Annotated in this window: 14 protein-coding genes; 5 read left to right on the top strand and 9 right to left on the bottom strand. The window is 51.5% G+C overall.

Translation table 11 applies throughout. The features are described from left to right. Positions 1-8: 8 nt before the first annotated feature. The 4 genes from BN2154_RS08855 to BN2154_RS08840 all read left to right on the top strand — a co-directional run bounded on the left by BN2154_RS08855 (position 9) and on the right by BN2154_RS08840 (position 7,281). Positions 9-3,098 carry a type I restriction endonuclease subunit R gene (locus BN2154_RS08855; RefSeq protein ID WP_015564516.1) on the top strand — a complete coding sequence of 1,030 codons (3,090 nt, stop codon included), beginning with the start codon at positions 9-11 and terminating at the stop codon, positions 3,096-3,098. A gap of 25 nt (positions 3,099-3,123) precedes the next feature. Continuing rightward, entirely contained in the window at positions 3,124-4,515 is a 1,392-nt protein-coding gene (locus BN2154_RS08850; protein WP_050618462.1) for an NYN domain-containing protein, read from the top strand. A gap of 29 nt (positions 4,516-4,544) precedes the next feature. Next, complete coding sequence (locus tag BN2154_RS08845) at positions 4,545-6,593, top strand: ATP-dependent DNA helicase (RefSeq protein ID WP_050618461.1); 2,049 nt, start codon at positions 4,545-4,547, stop codon at positions 6,591-6,593. Positions 6,594-6,669: 76 nt separating this feature from the next. Continuing rightward, positions 6,670-7,281 (top strand): hypothetical protein, encoded by a 612-nt coding sequence (locus BN2154_RS08840; RefSeq protein WP_050618460.1) that lies wholly within the window; start codon positions 6,670-6,672, stop codon positions 7,279-7,281. Between the two features lie 276 nt (positions 7,282-7,557). Here the strand turns inward: BN2154_RS08840 and BN2154_RS08835 are convergent, their stop codons facing one another. Beyond that, positions 7,558-8,133, bottom strand: coding sequence for an SLOG family protein (locus tag BN2154_RS08835; RefSeq protein ID WP_008816165.1), 576 nt, complete (start codon positions 8,131-8,133; stop codon positions 7,558-7,560). Between the two features lie 151 nt (positions 8,134-8,284). Between BN2154_RS08835 and BN2154_RS08830 the strand changes: the two genes are divergently transcribed. After that, complete coding sequence (locus BN2154_RS08830) at positions 8,285-8,614, top strand: helix-turn-helix domain-containing protein (RefSeq protein WP_006573527.1); 330 nt, start codon at positions 8,285-8,287, stop codon at positions 8,612-8,614. A gap of 361 nt (positions 8,615-8,975) precedes the next feature. Here BN2154_RS08830 and BN2154_RS08825 read toward each other — a convergent pair whose 3' ends face one another. From BN2154_RS08825 to BN2154_RS08790, 8 genes are read right to left on the bottom strand one after another with little or no spacing between them, the layout of a single operon-like run. Further along, positions 8,976-10,748 carry an antirestriction protein ArdA gene (locus BN2154_RS08825; protein WP_242853727.1) on the bottom strand — a complete coding sequence of 591 codons (1,773 nt, stop codon included), beginning with the start codon at positions 10,746-10,748 and terminating at the stop codon, positions 8,976-8,978. Positions 10,749-10,761: 13 nt separating this feature from the next. Then, complete coding sequence (locus BN2154_RS08820) at positions 10,762-10,977, bottom strand: transposon-transfer assisting family protein (RefSeq protein WP_050618458.1); 216 nt, start codon at positions 10,975-10,977, stop codon at positions 10,762-10,764. A gap of 1 nt (position 10,978) precedes the next feature. After that, positions 10,979-12,172 (bottom strand): MutS N-terminal domain-containing protein, encoded by a 1,194-nt coding sequence (locus BN2154_RS08815; protein ID WP_050618457.1) that lies wholly within the window; start codon positions 12,170-12,172, stop codon positions 10,979-10,981. A 12-nt stretch (positions 12,173-12,184) separates the two neighbouring features. After that, positions 12,185-14,074: a DUF3849 domain-containing protein gene (locus tag BN2154_RS08810; protein ID WP_050618456.1), complete on the bottom strand. Its 1,890-nt coding sequence runs from the start codon at positions 14,072-14,074 to the stop codon at positions 12,185-12,187. Between the two features lie 16 nt (positions 14,075-14,090). Continuing rightward, positions 14,091-14,849: an adenine nucleotide alpha hydrolase family protein gene (locus BN2154_RS08805; RefSeq protein ID WP_050618455.1), complete on the bottom strand. Its 759-nt coding sequence runs from the start codon at positions 14,847-14,849 to the stop codon at positions 14,091-14,093. Further along, positions 14,846-16,915 (bottom strand): DNA topoisomerase 3, encoded by a 2,070-nt coding sequence (locus BN2154_RS08800; RefSeq protein WP_050618454.1) that lies wholly within the window; start codon positions 16,913-16,915, stop codon positions 14,846-14,848. The genes BN2154_RS08805 and BN2154_RS08800 overlap by 4 nt, the downstream gene beginning before the upstream one ends. Continuing rightward, positions 16,912-17,691, bottom strand: coding sequence for a DUF4366 domain-containing protein (locus BN2154_RS08795; RefSeq protein ID WP_050618453.1), 780 nt, complete (start codon positions 17,689-17,691; stop codon positions 16,912-16,914). Before BN2154_RS08795 ends, BN2154_RS08800 begins: the two co-directional genes overlap by 4 nt. After that, positions 17,684-17,920, bottom strand: coding sequence for a DUF4315 family protein (locus tag BN2154_RS08790; RefSeq protein ID WP_006573549.1), 237 nt, complete (start codon positions 17,918-17,920; stop codon positions 17,684-17,686). Before BN2154_RS08790 ends, BN2154_RS08795 begins: the two co-directional genes overlap by 8 nt. Positions 17,921-17,924: the final 4 nt, after the last annotated feature.

Raw genomic sequence — 17,924 nt, 5'->3', positions numbered from 1 at the left:
GACAAACTATGGCAGGATATTTTACAGAATCAAATTACGAGAACGCTGTCTTGCAGCTTCTCAATGAAGAACTGGGCTATAACTATATCTATGGACCGGACGTGGAGCGCGATTATCACTCGCCGCTTTATGAGGATGTTCTGCTGCCTTCCTTGCAGCGGATCAACAAGAGCCTACCTATGGACGCTCTGACGGAGGCAATCTATAAGCTCAAGAACTTTGAAACTGGAACGCTCTTGCAGAAGAACATGGTCTTTATGGACTACCTCCAAAACGGAGTCCCGGTAAAATACTATGACAAGGGTGAAGAACGCTCTACCCTTGTTTACCTTGTAGACTTCAAAAATCCTGCCAGTAACGAGTTCACAGTTGCGAATCAATGGACTTTCATTGAGAACTCCGAAAAAAGACCAGATGTGATTCTCTTTGTCAATGGTCTCCCGCTCGTCATTGTGGAGTTGAAGTCTCCGTCCCGCGAAGAAACCGACGCTTCCGCAGCATACCGCCAGCTCCGGAACTATATGTATGAGATCCCCTCTATGTTCATTTATAATGCGGTATGTGTCATGAGCGACTTGACCACTTCAAAGGCTGGTACAATCACGTCCGGCGAAGACCGCTTTATGGAGTGGAAAACAACAGACGGCAGCTATGAGAATACGCAACACGCATCATTTGACACATTCTTTGTAGGACTGTTTGAGAAGACCCGCTTCCTTGACATCGTGAAAAACTTCATCTGCTTTAATGTGGATGGACAGAATACATTCAAGATACTCGCTGGGTATCATCAGTATTTTGCAGTCAAAAAGGCGATTGAGTCTACGAAGCACGCGACTGTGACAGACGGCAAGGGCGGCGTCTTCTGGCATACACAGGGCAGCGGAAAATCGTTGTCTATGGTCTTCTATGCTCATTATCTGCAAGAAGCGTTAGAAAGCCCCACTATCGTTGTCATTACCGACCGTAACGATCTGGACGACCAGCTTTACGGACAATTCGCCCGCTGCAAGGACTTCCTCCGGCAAACGCCGCAGCACGCTGAGAGCCGCAAGAATCTGAAAGAACTGCTTGCAAACAGACAGGCAAACGGCATAATCTTCACGACCATGCAGAAGTTTGAAGAAAGCAACGAAGCTCTTTCGGAACGCCGGAACATTATCGTGATGGCTGATGAAGCGCATCGTGGGCAATATGGTCTCAATGAGAAGGTTGTGGTCAAGCAGAAGGACAACGGCGAAGTCGAGGCGAAAACCGTTATCGGCACTGCCCGCATTATAAGAGACACGCTTCCTAATGCGACCTACATTGGATTCACCGGAACACCGATCTCCACAAAAGATCGCAGCACACGAGAAGTCTTCGGTGATTACATCGACATCTATGATATGACACAGGCAGTTGAAGACGGAGCTACAAGACCCGTCTATTACGAGAGCCGTGTGATTCACCTGAAACTCGACGAGAACACCCTCCATCTGATCGATAATGAGTATGATATTATGGCTGACAACGCCGATCCGTATGTCATTGAAAAGAGCAAAAAGGAACTTGGTCAGATGGAAGCAATCCTCGGTGCCGACCAGACGATCAATTCCTTGGTAAATGACATTCTTGATCATTACGAGAATTACCGTGAGAATATCCTGACCGGCAAGGCGATGATCGTTGCTTATTCGCGTCCCATAGCAATGAAGATTTATAAGCGCATTCTTGAGCTACGCCCAGCGTGGACGGAAAAGATTGCAGTGGTCATGACGCAAGGCAATAACGATCCCGAAGAATGGCGTGAGATTATCGGCAACAAAGCTCATAAGGACGATATGGCGCGGAAATTCAAAGACAACAACTCTCCGCTGAAAATCGCCATCGTCGTGGATATGTGGCTGACCGGCTTTGATGTTCCCTCCCTTGCTACGATGTATGTCTATAAGCCGATGGCTGGACACAACCTGATGCAAGCTATCGCCCGCGTCAATCGTGTCTTCAAAGATAAAGAAGGCGGTTTGGTTGTCGATTACGTTGGTATTGCGGCTGCACTGAAACAGGCAATGAACGACTATACTGCCAGAGACAAGAAGAACTATGGTGATACAGATGTAAGCAAGGCTGCATATCCGAAGTTCCTTGAAAAGCTCTCTATTTGCAGAGATTTGTTCCACGGATTCAGTTATGAGAAATTCATGACCGGAAGCGACCTTGACAGGGCGAAGCTCATCAGCGGCGGAGTGAACTTCATACTCGGCAAGAGTGTTGCAGAGTACGAGCTTCCCGACCATGAGAAGACACAGAATGTGTTTATCAAAGAAGCCCTGCTTCTCAAGCAGGCACTTTCGCTGTGCAGCAGCTTGGTAGACGAGCAAACTCGCATGGAGGCAGCTTTCTTCGAGTCCGTAAGAACAATGACCGTGCGCTTGGTTTCAGGCGGTACCGGAAAGAAGTTTACGCTTCCGGAAGTAAATGAGCGCATTAACGAGCTTTTGAAGCACAGTATCAAAAGCGAAGGCGTTATCAACCTTTTCTCTGATGTCCAGACTGAGTTTTCGTTGTTCGATCCGAAGTTCCTTGAAGAAGTGGCAAACATGAAGGAGAAGAATCTTGCAGTCGAACTCCTGAAAAAACTGATTTCCGAACAGGTCTCTGTTTACCGCCGAACAAATATCGTCAAGTCTGAGAAGTTCTCCGAAATCATTCAGAGCGCAATGAACCGCTATTTGAACGGAATGCTGACCAACGAGGAAGTCATTCAAGAATTACTCAAGCTGGCGAAAGACATTGCCGCTGCTGCCGCCGAGGGTGAAAAACTTGGATTGACAGCGGACGAACTTGCTTTCTATGATGCTCTGACGAAGCCGCAAGCAATCAAGGACTTTTACGAGCATGATGAGCTTATTGCTATCACGAAAGAACTGACAGATTTGCTTCGCAAAAACCAGACAATAGACTGGCAAAAGAAAGAGAGCGCAAGAGCAGGAATGCGCCGTCTTGTCAAAAGGCTGCTGAAAAAACACAAATATCCGCCTGAGGGTATGGATGATGCTGTCCAGACTGTCATGAGCCAGTGTGAGATGTGGACAGACAATGTAATGACCGCTTAACTCCCCTACGAGAAAGGAGTAGATCATGGGCAATTCAGTCATGTTGAATGGCGTCGAATATGCCGGAGAGCAGATTGCCTACAAAGACAGCACCTATGAGCTTGTGTCAAAGGTCGCCTACCTGATCGGCGTCCCGCTTCGTATTTTCCAAAATGAACACGAGCCGCCGAAGATAGAGATATACAACCGGCTTGAACAGGATAAAAATGCCCGCATCATTCGTAATCTATGTATCATCCGCACCGCCATTGAGCGCAATTACCGGAAAATAAATGACATCATGCGGATGGAATACCGTGGGCTTCTTTCGATGCCTGAGATTCTTCCAATGTCCAGTATGCAGCAGCTTTCAAATGACGGAATCAGCTTTATCAAAAAGTCGAGTACAAAGCTCTGCCACCACATTATCGAGATCAACCGGCTGATTTCAGACCGCATTAACAACTGCAAAAGCCTCTTTCCAATCTGGATTAACTGGGCGTACATAAAAGAGCTGTTCATCATGCCAAACGGCTTGACAGAGGACGGAACGAAAGATGCTGCGGACATCTATTACGCAAGTCTCTCCTACTACCCCTATCAAATGTATATCAACTGGGTACCGATGGACGAGGGTAATGTCCTCTATAACGATAAGAAGTTTGCTACCCTGCTTTATCAATGGCATTGCGACGCCTTCACGGAATACAGTAAAGTCTCTGATGCAGGGGCTTTTGTAAAAAACAATATCTACGACTTCATAGATGACAGCGAGAAAACCGTATTAGTAGTGGACTGCGAAAACTCTGACCCGTACAAGCTGTGCGCCACGCTAAAAAATCTTGATTATGAGGTCATGCAGAAGATTACGGCGATCATTCTCTTTGATGACGTGCATACTGCTACGGCATGGCGGATTCTTGAAAACTACATCCGCATCCCCGTTGAACATATCATGATTGAGCGGATCAAGCAGAACAAATCACTGGTAGACATCAAGCTCACTGCAAGAGCCTGTCAGGAACACTACCAGAAGCAAGTGGATTCCTTCGTCATTGTCTCAAGCGATTCCGACTACTGGGGGCTTATCTCTTCCTTGCCGGACGCCAGATTCCTTGTCATGATTGAGCGGGAAAAATGCGGACCGGATATGAAGGCGGCACTCGCAGAATCCGGGATATTCTACTGCTATCTGGATGACTTCTACTCTGGCAACAGCGAGGACATCAAGAAAAACGCACTATTCAAGGAGATGTACCGCTGGATTGACAACTCCGTTCACCTGAACGTCAACGATATGTTTGACGCTGCTCTGCGAAACACGAGGATCGAAATGTCTCCCGCAGAGCGGCGGCAGTTCTATGAGAAGCACATCAGACACATGACGCTGACCATCGACGAGAACGGAAACGTCAGCATTGAACTGAAACGCGGATAGCCTTGGTTTCTATTCCGGGAGGAATGTGGATGGACAACAGATTCTATTTTGGATTCAATACATTGGAGGAACGGAAAAAGCGCAGAAAAGCAGAGCTGTACTCCATGAGTGAGCAAGTCAGCACCTTCTTTTGGGATGAAGCCCCGCAGCATGGTTTGGAAATGCGTGAGGGACAGCAGGATATGTCCTTTGAGATTGTGGACGCCCTCATAAACGATCAGCATTTTGCGATTGAAGCTGGCGTGGGCATTGGAAAGTCCTTTGGCTATCTTGTGCCGGTGCTGCTGTACAGCAAACGCATGAACAAGCCGGTTATCATCGCAACCTCGACCATTGCGCTTCAAGAACAGCTCTGGCGCGATGTCCACGCGGTAATGCCCCTTCTTGGGCTGAACAGAGATGTTATCCTCGCAAAAGGACAGACCCATTATCTCTGCAACAAACGCGCAGATGAGTATATGTGTGACCCGAAAGCAGACCCACCGGACGCGATCAAAGAAGGAATCAAGCAAGGGTATGAGGAACGCAAGGATTTCCCGGAGGTTTTGCCGCAAGGAGTCTGGGACAAGGTAAACGTGCAGCGGTTCAGCATGAAGAATTGTGGCTCCTGTGAAAAGAAGTGCAAGTATTACAAAGTCCGCGCAGCATTAAAGTTTACGGATGGAGTGGTACTGTGCAATCAGGATTTTCTAACCCAGCATCTCATGAAACTCCGGCGCGGTCAGGACGGGCTGATTAACGCCGCCGCTGATCTGCTTGTCGTGGATGAAGCACACAACTTGGATGATAAGGTGCGGAGTGCCACAACGGAGCGTTTCGGGCAAGGTATGCTCTTTGGAATGATTAAGAGCGCATTCTATGAGCTGCGATCCTTTGACCAGAGCAGTGTGTCCAGAGAAAAGCGAGAGGCGGAAAGCTCAATCATCGCCTTCTATAACTGCCTGAAAACACAAGTCCAAAAGCAGATCAACGAGGCAGATCAGGATATGCGCTATGCTGACCGCTTTTTCTTTGACCAAAACGGCAGCGCAGTTGAGCTGCTTACTGAAATGAACGCCGCCATACATAACCTTTCGTCCAGCATTCAGATTTATTCCAGCATGGATTTCAGAAACAACCGTTCCTTTGCTGCCTCTGATGATCTGGATGCCGTCAGCGAATCCCTTTCGGAGCTTCTTGACCAGATAGACGATATGCTGATCTGGATCGAGCAGCACGGCAGCAACACGGAACTTGTCTATTGCCCTAAAAACACAAAAGAAATTGTGAGCCGCCTATACTTCAATGGTGATGAAAGAACCATCTTGACCTCTGCCACGCTGACGAACGCCACGAGCGGGTCTCTGGAAGAACAGTATTCTTACTTTATCAGCAATACCGGCTTTCCCGCTGGTGATCGCGGCTGCTTATCCGAGCCAAAGCCTTCCCCATATCCATACGATGAACACGCCATGATCTACTATTGCGACGATCTCCCGCACCCGACCAGAGAACATGAAGCCTTCATTGAAAATGGTGTGGAGCGGCTGCTTGAGATCCTGAGCATTTCCAATGGAAAGGCACTCGTGCTGTTTACGGCAAAGACCGACATGGAAGAGGTCTACTCCATTCTCAGTGAGAAAAATCTTCCGTACAAAATCCTGATGCAACAGCCGGGATCGTCGCAGGACAAGGTGCTGAATGAGTTTAAGGAAGATACGAACTCCGTGCTTCTGGGGACGGGCGCATATTGGGAAGGTATCAGCATTGAAGGAAAAAGCCTTTCCAATGTCATCATTTTCCGGCTTCCGTTCCCTGTCCCCGATCCAATTATCGAGTATAAGTGTTCCATTGCTAAGGATGCTCTGATGGATGTTCGCGTTCCCGAAATGATTATCAAGCTCAAGCAAGGCATCGGGCGATTGATCCGCAATTTCACAGACACCGGCATTGTCTGCATCATCGACCGAAGACTGCGGGATGAGCCGCCGGAACGCTATCATGACATTACATGGGACTCCCTGCCTATCAAAAATCGGACAAGCAGTTTGGGCGAACTTAGGAAGTTTTACGAAGGTCTGCCCTCAGCCAAGGAATGATGATACAAACGGCAGTCTCTTCGGAAACATAGAGCAGCCCCCCCAAAAAACGACAATCAGAAAACGGAGGTGTATCATGTTGTACAATGAAAATCTGCACGAAGAAGAACAACATCTGATCCAGCAGATTGCCGAGCAAACAGAGAGAGGAAAAATCGACTGGGAACTAACAGAGTACAATCCGCTGTCCTTTCTGAATGAGGACAAGATAGACAAGAACCCAGCAGTAATCTGTCAGTCCTTCTCCTTTGAGGCGATCATCGGCGGCTCCCGTTTCGAGCTTGATGTCATGGAGAATATTGATGTGCCGTCCGGTATGGGAGACTACACCATAACCTTGACGCGGGATGAAACCGAAAATTATCTTAAAATTGAGGATGCACTTTCCTTTGACTGTGACCGCTATGAATGCACACCGGAGGAAGTGGCAGAGCGATTTGCGGACAGCCCCATTGTCCGCCTCTGCAACGCCATCATTCCCGCCACGCTTGGGCAGGAGGATTTAGAAGAGGTCTTCACATGGGCAAGGTTTTTCAACGAGACTGGCATTTCTGCAAAGCTGATGAATCATCCTCTGACCAAGCTCTGTGAAAAGCTGTTCGACGAACACCGTCTGATGGACTTCCATCGCTGCGTCTTGGATGTGGACTATCGAAAGCTGCTCCTAAATGAACTGGCTCATAACTAAGACACGGAAAAACGCCCCCGACACTGTGCCAGACGCACAGTGCCGGGGGCGTTCCCGTTTCCAGCGATTTATTTTTCTCTCGGCAAGGGACTGTTCATAAGGTGACACTTTCCGTTTTACGAAGCCGTGAAAATTCGATGTGTTCCGTGGAGATGTTCACTGGGCAGCATACGCCGTACACGTTTCCAATAATCACCGAGTAGTGCAATGTGTATTCACTATCGGGAAATACTTCACGGTTTTCGCAACGCTTGATTCAGGAGTGGGATTTTTGCCTTATTCCCGCGTGACATCAAGGGAAACCGGATTGATAACGATGATAGATTTGCCCTTTTTGTGGGCATATCTCACGGTGTTCCCGGTACCGCTGGGGCATCCATTCCATACTGCGAGAATATAATCGGCGTGATCTACCATGTACCGATTTCTCTTGTCCATGCAGTCCGGCGTGTACTCCCGTTGCAGCATGGTCTCCTTGTCACACTTTGCCGCGATATTATAATACCGTTCCCGTGAAGCCACAGACCATTTGATCGCTTGTGTCTCACAAGGGATTGCACTTTCCAGAGTAATGTGAGGGTATTTTGATTTCAAATCGAGTACAATTTCCGCAGCGTACATATCGACGCCAAGAGCCATGCCGGTAATAAAATGCGTGACGCCCTCGTTCTCGATGAGTGCTACAATCTGATCCCGCATAACAGATTTCAAAGAAGTACAACGCTTATCGGATTCATCAAAGCCGAACGGAAGACTCTGCGGTCTATGACCGGTAAACGCACAAGTCTTGCCTTGAACGGATTGCTTTTCAGCTTTTTGAGCAGACTTTCTAAACTCAATAATGCGCGACATGACACCCCTTCTTTCACTCTTTTGGTAGGTAACTCCATTCTATCACCCTCATCACGGACAGTCAACGCATTGTCGTTAGTAAAATCAACGACGGCGTACCGTGGATAATGACACCGCCGTTAGGTACACTAAATGCAAAGGTGGTGAGGCTATGCGAGAGAAGAAGGACATCAATATTGAAATCGGCGGCAATATTCAAGTGGCAAGAGAACAGGCGGGCTATACGCAGGACACGCTCTCAGAAATGCTTGGCATGACGCCGAATCACCTGAGCGCTATTGAGCGTGGTGCTTCTGGTATTTCTCTTGAAGCCTTGCAGCGTCTTTGCCGTTTGCTGGGCGTCAGTGCGGACCGAATTATCTTTGGGACCGATGAGCCAGAAGCGGAAGCCCTTGCGCTTGCCAGACGTATTTCGGATATAAAGCCGGAATACCGGCAACAGGTTCAAGAGCTGCTGTCCGCTATTTTGAATATGTCATAAAAAAAGAGCCTCTGCCGACACCCAAAACGGGCATCGACAGAGGCTTTTGGTTCGTTTTCCGGGCATTCAAACAAGTGCCGAAATCGACACTTATTCTCGCTCTATTGCTGGAACTGTGCGGGGAATATAATCACACTGGGCGGTCATTCCTCGTCACTCTGAGGCTTGCAATCACAGGCTTTTTCGACCCCTAACTGTCTACACCGCGATGCCTTGCGGGAGAAGTGCGGACAGGCGATGAGATCCGCACGGAAGCTCTGCTTACAGTCATGGACGCAGCGGACGCAGAAGCGGTTATACCTCCGGCGTCCGCTGTCCCCAATGAAGAACGACCACTCCTGCCGCCATTTCTGACTTCTGCTCACAGCTCAATCTCTCCTTTGTGCTTTTTGGGAGGGCAGCATTCCTTCTGCTTTTCAGCCTTTGCGGACTTGAGCCTGTCCATGATGGAGGACTTCTCGCCGGTTTCGGGAGCTTTGGCATCAAGGGTCTTGTCCTCCTTCGGACCGTTGTTGATGATCCCATCAATCATGCCGTAGTCATCCTCCATCGACATCTCCGCTGCCTTGAGGTAGTTTTCCTTCTCAAGAGTTGCCATCCAGCTTTCCTTGCTGATACCGAGCATTCCGCCCTTTGCCGCATGATCGGCAATCTCCGTTGCATCCACGCACAAGCCCTCGGTGTTATCCGAATAGAGCCGGTAAACCTCGCAGCCCTTCTCCAAAGCCTTCTCAGCCGCCTCCTGACCGGCGGGAAGAACGCCAGCCCATGCGTAGCCGTAGTCCTTCATATCCTGAACGGAGAGCGTGGGATCGGGCATTTCCGGCACTTCCTTGACCTCAAGGTCGAGAAGGCGGAGCGTGTCATCGTCAAAGCCGTTGTAGACATCATCAAGGACGAGCTTGCCGCGCTCATCGACGATGATGCAAGCCGCTTCATCGCCGTAGGTGTCATGCTCCATCAGATAAAAGCTGTGACCGCCGACCTCATGCTGCTCAATGGTGTGCCACGTCCCGATGTGACCGGCAACCGTCAGACCGGAGGTGTCGGCATTCATCTCAAAGTCCTTCTGCTCAATGCTCTCCTGCTTCTGCTGTTCCTTCGAGATCATGGGAATCGCTACAATCTTATCGCCCAGCTTTGCAAACTGCTCCGGCACCTTGAAGTGGTCAGAGAACTTCTGCATTTGCTCTACGGTCAGAGAGCCGAAGCTGTCATCCGTCAAGCCAACTACCATGAATGTTCCGGCAACAACGTCGTAGATGTCACCGTCCTCATCCCGCAGAGCGCGGTTCAGGGGCAGACCTTCCAGCTTGCCTTCCTCGTTGCAGACTAAGGCAACCGGGTCTTCGTAGGGGTAAATCGCCTCGATGCAGCCGCCGACCTCATGCTGCAAGGACTCCAGACCGGAGTCAATCTCCTTCACATAAGGCTCCTTTCCCGGCTCAACGACGAGAACGGCGATGGTGCTGTCACGCTCGGCGGCTTCCCCTGAGCCGGTGATCCGGTATTCATCGGGAATGTCATCAAGATCGCCGTCGAACTGTCTGTCCCATCTCTCGCTTGCGACGCGGACATAGCCTTCATCGGTGAAGCGTCCCTGCTCATCCATCGCAATGTCGCGCCCATAGCGTTCATAGTCGATGTAATCTGCCAGAGGACCGAGATCCTTTTCAGAGTAGATACCGGCTTCGTGGGCGTAATAGTAGCCGAGGTCGGATTCGTCGTTGATACCGGGCATGATGTCGTAGCAGTCCAGATTGAACGTCAGGTTGATGAGATCGTCGATGTCGCTGACCTCATCGCAGCCAGATTCCATAATGGCAGCGAACTTTTCCTGATCACTCAGGGAAAGCTCGTCAATCAAAGCGGCAAGGTAGTTGAGCTTATCAAGGCTCTCGTACTCACCGAGCATCTTCTGAACGCCGTAGATCGGGCATTCGTAGTCGGTGATAAACCACTCTTCATAGGGCTGACCGAACTCATCCTGCTTGCCGATTCCGATGCGCTCAAAGACCTTCTGCATCTCTTCCTCGGTGGTGGGCAGCTTCACCCACTCACCGACCAGCTCACCCTCGTTGTACTTTCCAAGGTTTGTGACGAAGGCTTCAAAATTACCGTCTAATACGGGCATAGGCATCCTCCTTTCAGTCATCTACCATGCCGTCCGGCATGATATACAGTTCCTCAAACTCTGCGTCGGTCATGGATTCGAGCTTCCGGATGGTCTTATACATCAGCTCCGCAATCTCACCGTCCATGTCGTTCAGGGTGACGCTCTTCATATCGTCGATCAGTCGCTTCCGGCTGGACGTGTTGAAGCAGCACATCAGGTTGATTTCTTCCACGGTAAAGTTTTTCATATCAGAGTTCCATATCCTTTCCTTTCAATTTCTGCGGCTTCGGTGTGTGGGGCGGCTGGGCTTTCTGCGCGGATTTCAGCTTGTCGCGGATGGATTCACGGGCAGCGGGCTTCTTCGGGATGGTGTCGTAGATGGCAGTTCCGGCATCCTCCACATAGGCGCGGACATACTGGATGCTCTCAGAAAAGCGGATGGGGCGGTTCTTGTCCTCGATGTTGGTCAGCCGGACTTCATCAGCGGCAAAATTAACCGCGTCGATTCTGCACTTGATCCCATCCACATTCAGTGTCGCACCGACAGGAATGTAATCTGCGCCTTTGAGTTCCTTGAATGTCTCGCCGTCCTTGCTGAGAAAGACATCCACGCCGGACTTCCAGAGCTTGTGAGAACCGGCTACCCATGCGCTTTCACGGAAGCCAGTGACCGGAATAGAAGGCTTGCCGCGTACCTTCTTCTCAAGGAGCTTCGTGCCGAGCAAGGGCGCGGCTTTCTCTGCATCCTTGCCGTAAAGCTCAAAATAGCCGTTCTGGGCAAAGCAAACCAGCGCGTCCGGATGCGCCTTTTTGACTGCCTCATACTTCCGAAGTTCTGCAACGGGCAGAGGCGAAAGCGTCTCTGTCCTTCCTGCATCCGGCAGTCTGTCACGGCGGGTTTTCTGCTTGGACAGCACTTCCGCCAGAGCATCCGCGTCCTTCGGGAGCGTCTGGTGGGTTTTGACGCCGCCATGCTCACCGACCAGAGCCATTGCTGCATCGAAGCTGCTGCGGCAGGGGGCGTCCAGCACATAGCCGTCTGCAAAGGTCAGCCGGTCATGATCCGGCGCAACCGAGTTCTGCGCTACATTTGCCGCCTGTTCCCGGTAATTGATCTCAAAGACATCTCCGAACACCTTGCCGCGCTTGACGGCTTTCGGAACGATGACACGGGCAATACACTCGTCGTAGGTCTGTTCTGCGTAAAATCGGAAGGTGTTGTGATCCCGCGTTCCCTGAATGAAGACCTGATTTTCATTGAGGCAGTGCGTTCCGTGTGGGCGGCAGAACCACATCAGCGTCCTGTCTTCGGGATTCTGGCTTTCGGCAGCGCGGCGGATGATGCGCTTGTCGATGTCGAAGTCTTCCTTGTAGCTGTCTACATGACTGTCCACGAGCTTCTGAAGCTCCGCGATAATGTCAACGTCTGTGTATTTCTTCATGCGTCTCCTTTCTCACAACTCCATGTCGTGTGTTTTGGATTTGACCTGGGATTTCTTCTCCGGCTGTGTTTTTGCGGCAGCTTTGAGCTGATCGCGGATGGAGGGCTTTTCCTGCTTCTGCTCCTGCTTGACGTATTCCAGCGTCGGCACCAGCTCACGGTAACAGCCCTGTGTTTTCCGCGCCGCATGACGACGATGGATTTTGAACAGCGGCTCACCGTTCTGCGTGACCGTGTTGCCTTCGATCCTGACGCCGTTCCGCGCCAGCAGATTGAAGGAATGGTTAGAGGCGCGATAGGACGCCCGCATTCCGTCGTTGTTATAGGCAATCTGCCCCTTGAGCGTGTCCATGACGGCGGCTTTGATTTCCTTCTCTTCGGCAGTCAGACGGTGCGCCTTCGGTGCTTGCGCTGCTTCCTCCGGCAAGAGAGCAAAGGGAGATTTGACCTCCACGGTTTTTACCTGAATAGAAGTAATCTCATCGTTCTCCCATGCAACGACTTCCGGGTCTCTTTCCGCTGCTTTCTCAGGCATGACTTCCTTTTGAGCTTCGGTCTGCTGTCGGAACGCATCCACGAAAAGTGCCGTCAGTCCGGGATTGGGTTTATCCACAAGGAAGCGGGAGGCATTCTCTGGACAGACCTCAACGCTCTTCGCCCACTCCTTGAGGGGTTGGGGAATACGCCCGTCAAAGTCTTTCTGCTGAATGGTGTTTGCGAGGACATATCGGACACGCTCCGGAGAGAACTGCTCAAGGACGCTCTTCACGGCAGCATCCGCATTCAGCCGGTTGTCTCCGTAGTTGGAGCTGATCGCCGCTTCAATCGCTTTGCGGCATTCCACGTTTGTGGCGAGAGAAGCACGATATGACTCCAGCTCACCGGCTTCATAGGCGTAATTCGCCGTCTCGCGGTAAATGGGTACTTCCGGCTTTTCCTCCGGAACGGTTTCCTTTACGGGAGCTTCGACTTCCTTCTCTACGGACTGTGCTTTCTCTGCCAGCAGCACCTTGAGCTTGGCGTCAATGCCCTCGATCATCTCAGCCGCCGTCTTGCGGATGGTGTCCAGAGAGCTTTTCAGCTCCTTGGTTTCCTTGCCGGAAGACCAACCGGCGATGTACCCGAAGGAGTAGTCCGAGGTTTCAATGCCGTACCGCTGACAGACAGTGTAGGCTACGCTTTCCGCCTCAACCTCTTTGGTATGCCGATCCTTCTTGTCTTCGGGTGCGGCTTTCTCGTCCGGCTTTACAGCGTGGAGCTTTGCGTGGGCGATCTCGTGAATAGCGGTTTTGACCGTCTGGATTTCGCTCATGCCTTCCTGAATGGCAATACGGCTTTCAACCGGAGAGAAGAACCCCTTTGCGCCGCCCGGAATGTCCTCAAAGGAAATAGGGACGGGAGACTCCTGCTTGAGCGCATCGAAGAACGCCTCGTAGTTTTCGACGGTGCCTTTCAGCTCATCGACGATAATGTCCGGAAGCTCCTTGCCGTCCGTCTGGGAAACATCAAAGACACTTACCACCTTGAAGGCAGGACGCAGGACCTCAACCGTTTCCGTGACAGCCTTCCCATCTGCGCCGATTACCGGCTTCTGCGTTACGGGATCAATCTTCTCGCGCTCTTCCTGCGCCTTGTACGGCGCGGGTGCGAGAATCTTGATGCCCTTTTCGCCCTTCATGACCTGACGGTCAAAGTTGCGCTGCCACGAGGTATAACCGGCAACATAGGTTGCCTCCGGCTTCTGCATCGCAATGAGCAGCGTGTTGTTGAAGGAATAGTTGTAGAACTTGGACATCGTGCGGAGATATTCCTTGAACCGCTCGGATTCAAAAAGCTCCTTGATGCCCTGTTCCAGCTTGTCCGTGATTTCGCGGACTTGCTGTGCATTTTTGTTTTCAGCCATCTCAAACCTCCATTTCTTATTTGCTTTTGGGCGAAGAAAACCCCGTCTGGGATTTGCTCAGTAAACGAGCCTTTACCTCAGACGGGGTTTCTCTGCGCGTCATCCGACGATGGAATATGTTGTCTTCGTTCTCCCATTCAATCAGCCGGTCAAACATATCCGGATAATTTGTGATTATGTGCAGCAGTTCTTTGTCACTTGCATTGGGACAGAACCAGCAGCCGTTTCTCCGGCAGTGAGCGTAGATTGGGGAAAGCAGCCCGTGATCCTGACAGAGCTTGTAGGCGTCTGCCTCGGTCATACCGTATTTGGCAAGCAGACTGACCTTCTTCAAGCCATCCAGACGAGCAAGGCGTTTTGGCTCATCCTCCGCGATGCCGACATAGCTCACAGTGTCCGGCGAGAGTGCGGCATTGTACTTGCGGACTGGCGGGATTTTGCAGTCACGATTGACTGCACACATACCAGCCCATGCAAAGCCGCGAACAATGCCCTTATGAGGTCCGCGGGTGATGACGTAGTGGAACACGTCATCGTAGGTCTTGTCTGCATGAAGAATGGTGAACTTGATGCCCAGCTCCTTTTCGCAGAAGGGCTTGAGCCGGTCATAAATGAAGTCCCGGTGTTCCGGGACTTCGCCGCTTGTGTCTTTGTCGAACATGACCTCACTGAAAACCGCTTCGTCCAGCGGCTCATTGTGCTGTGCAGCCAGCAGGAGCGTCGCTACGCTGTCTTTGCCTCCGCTGCATGAAGCAACATACTTTGGGCGGGTCATCGATCAAACTCCATCTTGAAGCTGACGTATTTGCCGCCGCTGTCATCCAGACGAATGACCGCATCATAGAGCTGAGGCTTCTTCGGCGTGTAAAGCCCGGTCACTCGGCACCAGCCCTTGTCCAGCAGCTCCTTTGCAATCTTCTTGGTCAGCTTCTTTTTCTTGCTGGAAAAGAACTTGTTGTCTTCCCACAGGCAGAAGGAGCAGTCCTTGTTCGAGCAGTAGAAGTTGCCCTTGCCGACATAGACCGGAGATCCACAACGAGGACATTTGCCGATTTCCTCCTTGCCCGTGCCGAAACGCTGGGCTTCGGCATCGGAGAGAAACGGGTAGGCTTTCACGAGATCCCCGGTCATCTGGACAATGCCGCTGAGGAAGGCGTCTGCATCCGCATTGCCGCGTTCAATCTCCATGAGCGTATTTTCCCATTCCGCCGTCATTGCGGGAGAGGTGATCTGTTCCGGCAGAACACAGACAAGGTTGCAGCCGTCCTTCGTGGGAATGAGAGACTTACCCTTGCGCTCTGCAAAGCCGGATTTCACCAGCTTTTCAATGATACCGGCGCGTGTCGCGGGTGTTCCAAGACCTTTCTTCTCGGTGTCATCGTCGAACTGATCGTTTCCGGCAGTCTCCATCGCAGACAGGAGCGTGTCTTCCGTGTACTGCTTCGGAGGCGTCGTGAAGTGTTCCGTAACGCTGGCGGACACACTATCCAGAACATCACCCTCATGGACTTCGGGCAGGAACTTCATGGGATCGTCCTTTTCCTTCGTCTTGAGGGAAGCCTTGAACAGCTCTTCGATGGCTTTCCATCCGTTTTGAACGACGGTCTTCGCCTTGGTTTTGAACTCGTAGCCCTCGCAGGAGAGCGTGATCTGCGTTTCCGCGTAGGTGTGCTTCTCGCCGGTCGCACACAGAAGGCGCATCCCGACAAGGTTGAGGATTTTCTGTTCCGACTGAGGAAGCGCGGAAACCTCTTGCTTTTCAAGCTGGACGGTCGGGAGAATGGCGTGGTGATCTGTGACCTTGCTGTTGTCGGTTACGCGGGCAATGTCCGGAGTAACCGAAACACCGGAGAAAAGCGGAAGCTGGCGGCAGACAATAGAAATGACCTGACGGGCGGTGTCCTCCATATCGTCCGTAATGAACTGACTGTCCGTGCGCGGATAGGTCAGGAGCTTCTTTTCGTAGAGTGTTTGTACGAGATCGAGCGTCTGCTGGGCGGTGAAGCCGTAGTATCGGTTTGCCTCGCGCTGCAAGGTGGTCAGATCATAGAGCTTCGGAGGATTGACGGTTTTCGTCTCCCGCTTGAGAGAAGAAACGACGGCTTGCTTTTTCTCGCAAGCCGCCGCAATTCTTTTTGCTTCCTCTTCGGTTTTGACCTTTTCCAGATCGGCGGTCAGATCGCCCTTGCCGACGTGGACGTTGAAATACTTCTCCTTTTGGAACATGGAGATTTTCCCGTCGCGCTCCACCAGCATTGCAAGGGTCGGCGTCTGGACGCGCCCGACCACCAACTTCTTGTGATAGAGCGTGGTGAAAAGGCGGGTGCCGTTGATGCCGACAATCCAGTCCGCCTTCGAGCGGCTGAGTGCCGCTTCATAGAGGCGGTCATATTCCTTGCCGTCCCGGAGATGGTTGAAGCCTTCGCGGATGGCGGAGTCCTCCAATGAGCTGATCCACAGACGCTTGAAGGGCTTGGTGCATCCGGCTTTGTTGTAAACCAGCCGGAAGATCAGCTCACCCTCGCGCCCTGCATCGGTTGCGCAGACCAGCTCGGTGACGCGCTTGTCCTTCATGAGAGAGGACAGCACCTTGAACTGCTGGGCTTTGTCCTTCGTGACCTCGAACATCCAGCTTTCCGGAACAATGGGCAGATCGTCATACCGCCACTTGGCATACCGCTCATCGTAGGAGCTGGCGTCTGCCAGCTCCACCAGATGACCGAAGCACCATGAAACGATGTAATTGCCGCCTTCCATGTAGCCGTCCTTTCGTGACGTTGCGCCCAGAACCTTTGCGATGGACTGGGCAACGCTGGGCTTTTCAGCAATGACTAAGATCAATCTTCATCACCATCCGTTTCAGCATCCTCCGCAATCTGCGGCTCATCATCCTCGTTGATGTACGGCTCTTCTTCGTAGCCTTCATCATCAAAGAAGTCCATATCTTCATCCTTGGGCTTTCTGCCCTTGACGAACTTGATGTAGTAATAAGCTGCACCCGCAGCACCAGCAAGAACGAAGATGACGAGGATCATGCCGATGTTGGATTTCTTTTCGGGTTTAGGGGCGGGGACATCGGTTTCCGCATCCTTGTCCGGCTCAGGCGTAACGGGGGCTGTGCCGGTGCATTCGCTCATGTTGGTCTTGCAGACCGGGCAGTCGGTGTTGACCTGACCGGCAGCGCATTTTTCTTTGCAGTTACAGGTGGTCAGCGCAGCCGCAGTGTCCTCATCCAAAAGCGCAAGCAGATCGCTTTCATCGACCATGTTCAGGAAGTACGTCTGATACTGTTCCTCATCCTCGTTGATGGGCGCATCGTAGTCGATGACAATGAAGAAGGTGTTGCCGTTCTTCGTCTGGACAGTGATGAACTGCTTGTTGGTTGCCTTGTCATAGAGCAAGTCGCGGGTGTGGGCGTTGCCCTCATCGTCAATCGGCTCACCCTTCGGCTTTTCAGGGTCGGGAGTGACTGCGGGCTGCTGTTCCGGCTGGGTTGCCTCCGTAACGGGAAGGTTCTGTTCGGTGTCATCGGCATAGGCAAACGCCGTCACCGAGAAGCAGGACAGCACCATGACGCAGACCGCAAGGACGGTCAGAAAACGAAACTTCTTACGCATTGTCGATTACCTCCGTATTTTCAGCGGGCTTGGTGCCGCCCTTCATGGAAGACAGGAACGCCATGATCTGATCCTTGTCCATCACCATAGAGCGCACGGTATTGATGATTTCAAGGTTTTCCAGCTCTGTCTTCTTGTCGTACAGCTCCTTGAGCTGACCTTCGATTTCGGACTTCTTCTTTTCAGCCTTCTCAATGTCGGAGAGGACTTTCTGATACTTGGGATTCATGCAA

The organism is Intestinimonas massiliensis (ex Afouda et al. 2020), assembly GCF_001244995.1.
Lineage (GTDB): Bacteria > Bacillota > Clostridia > Oscillospirales > Oscillospiraceae > Intestinimonas > Intestinimonas massiliensis.
Note: the sequence above shows the minus strand (reverse complement) of the source record. Positions and strands in the feature narration are given on the sequence as shown.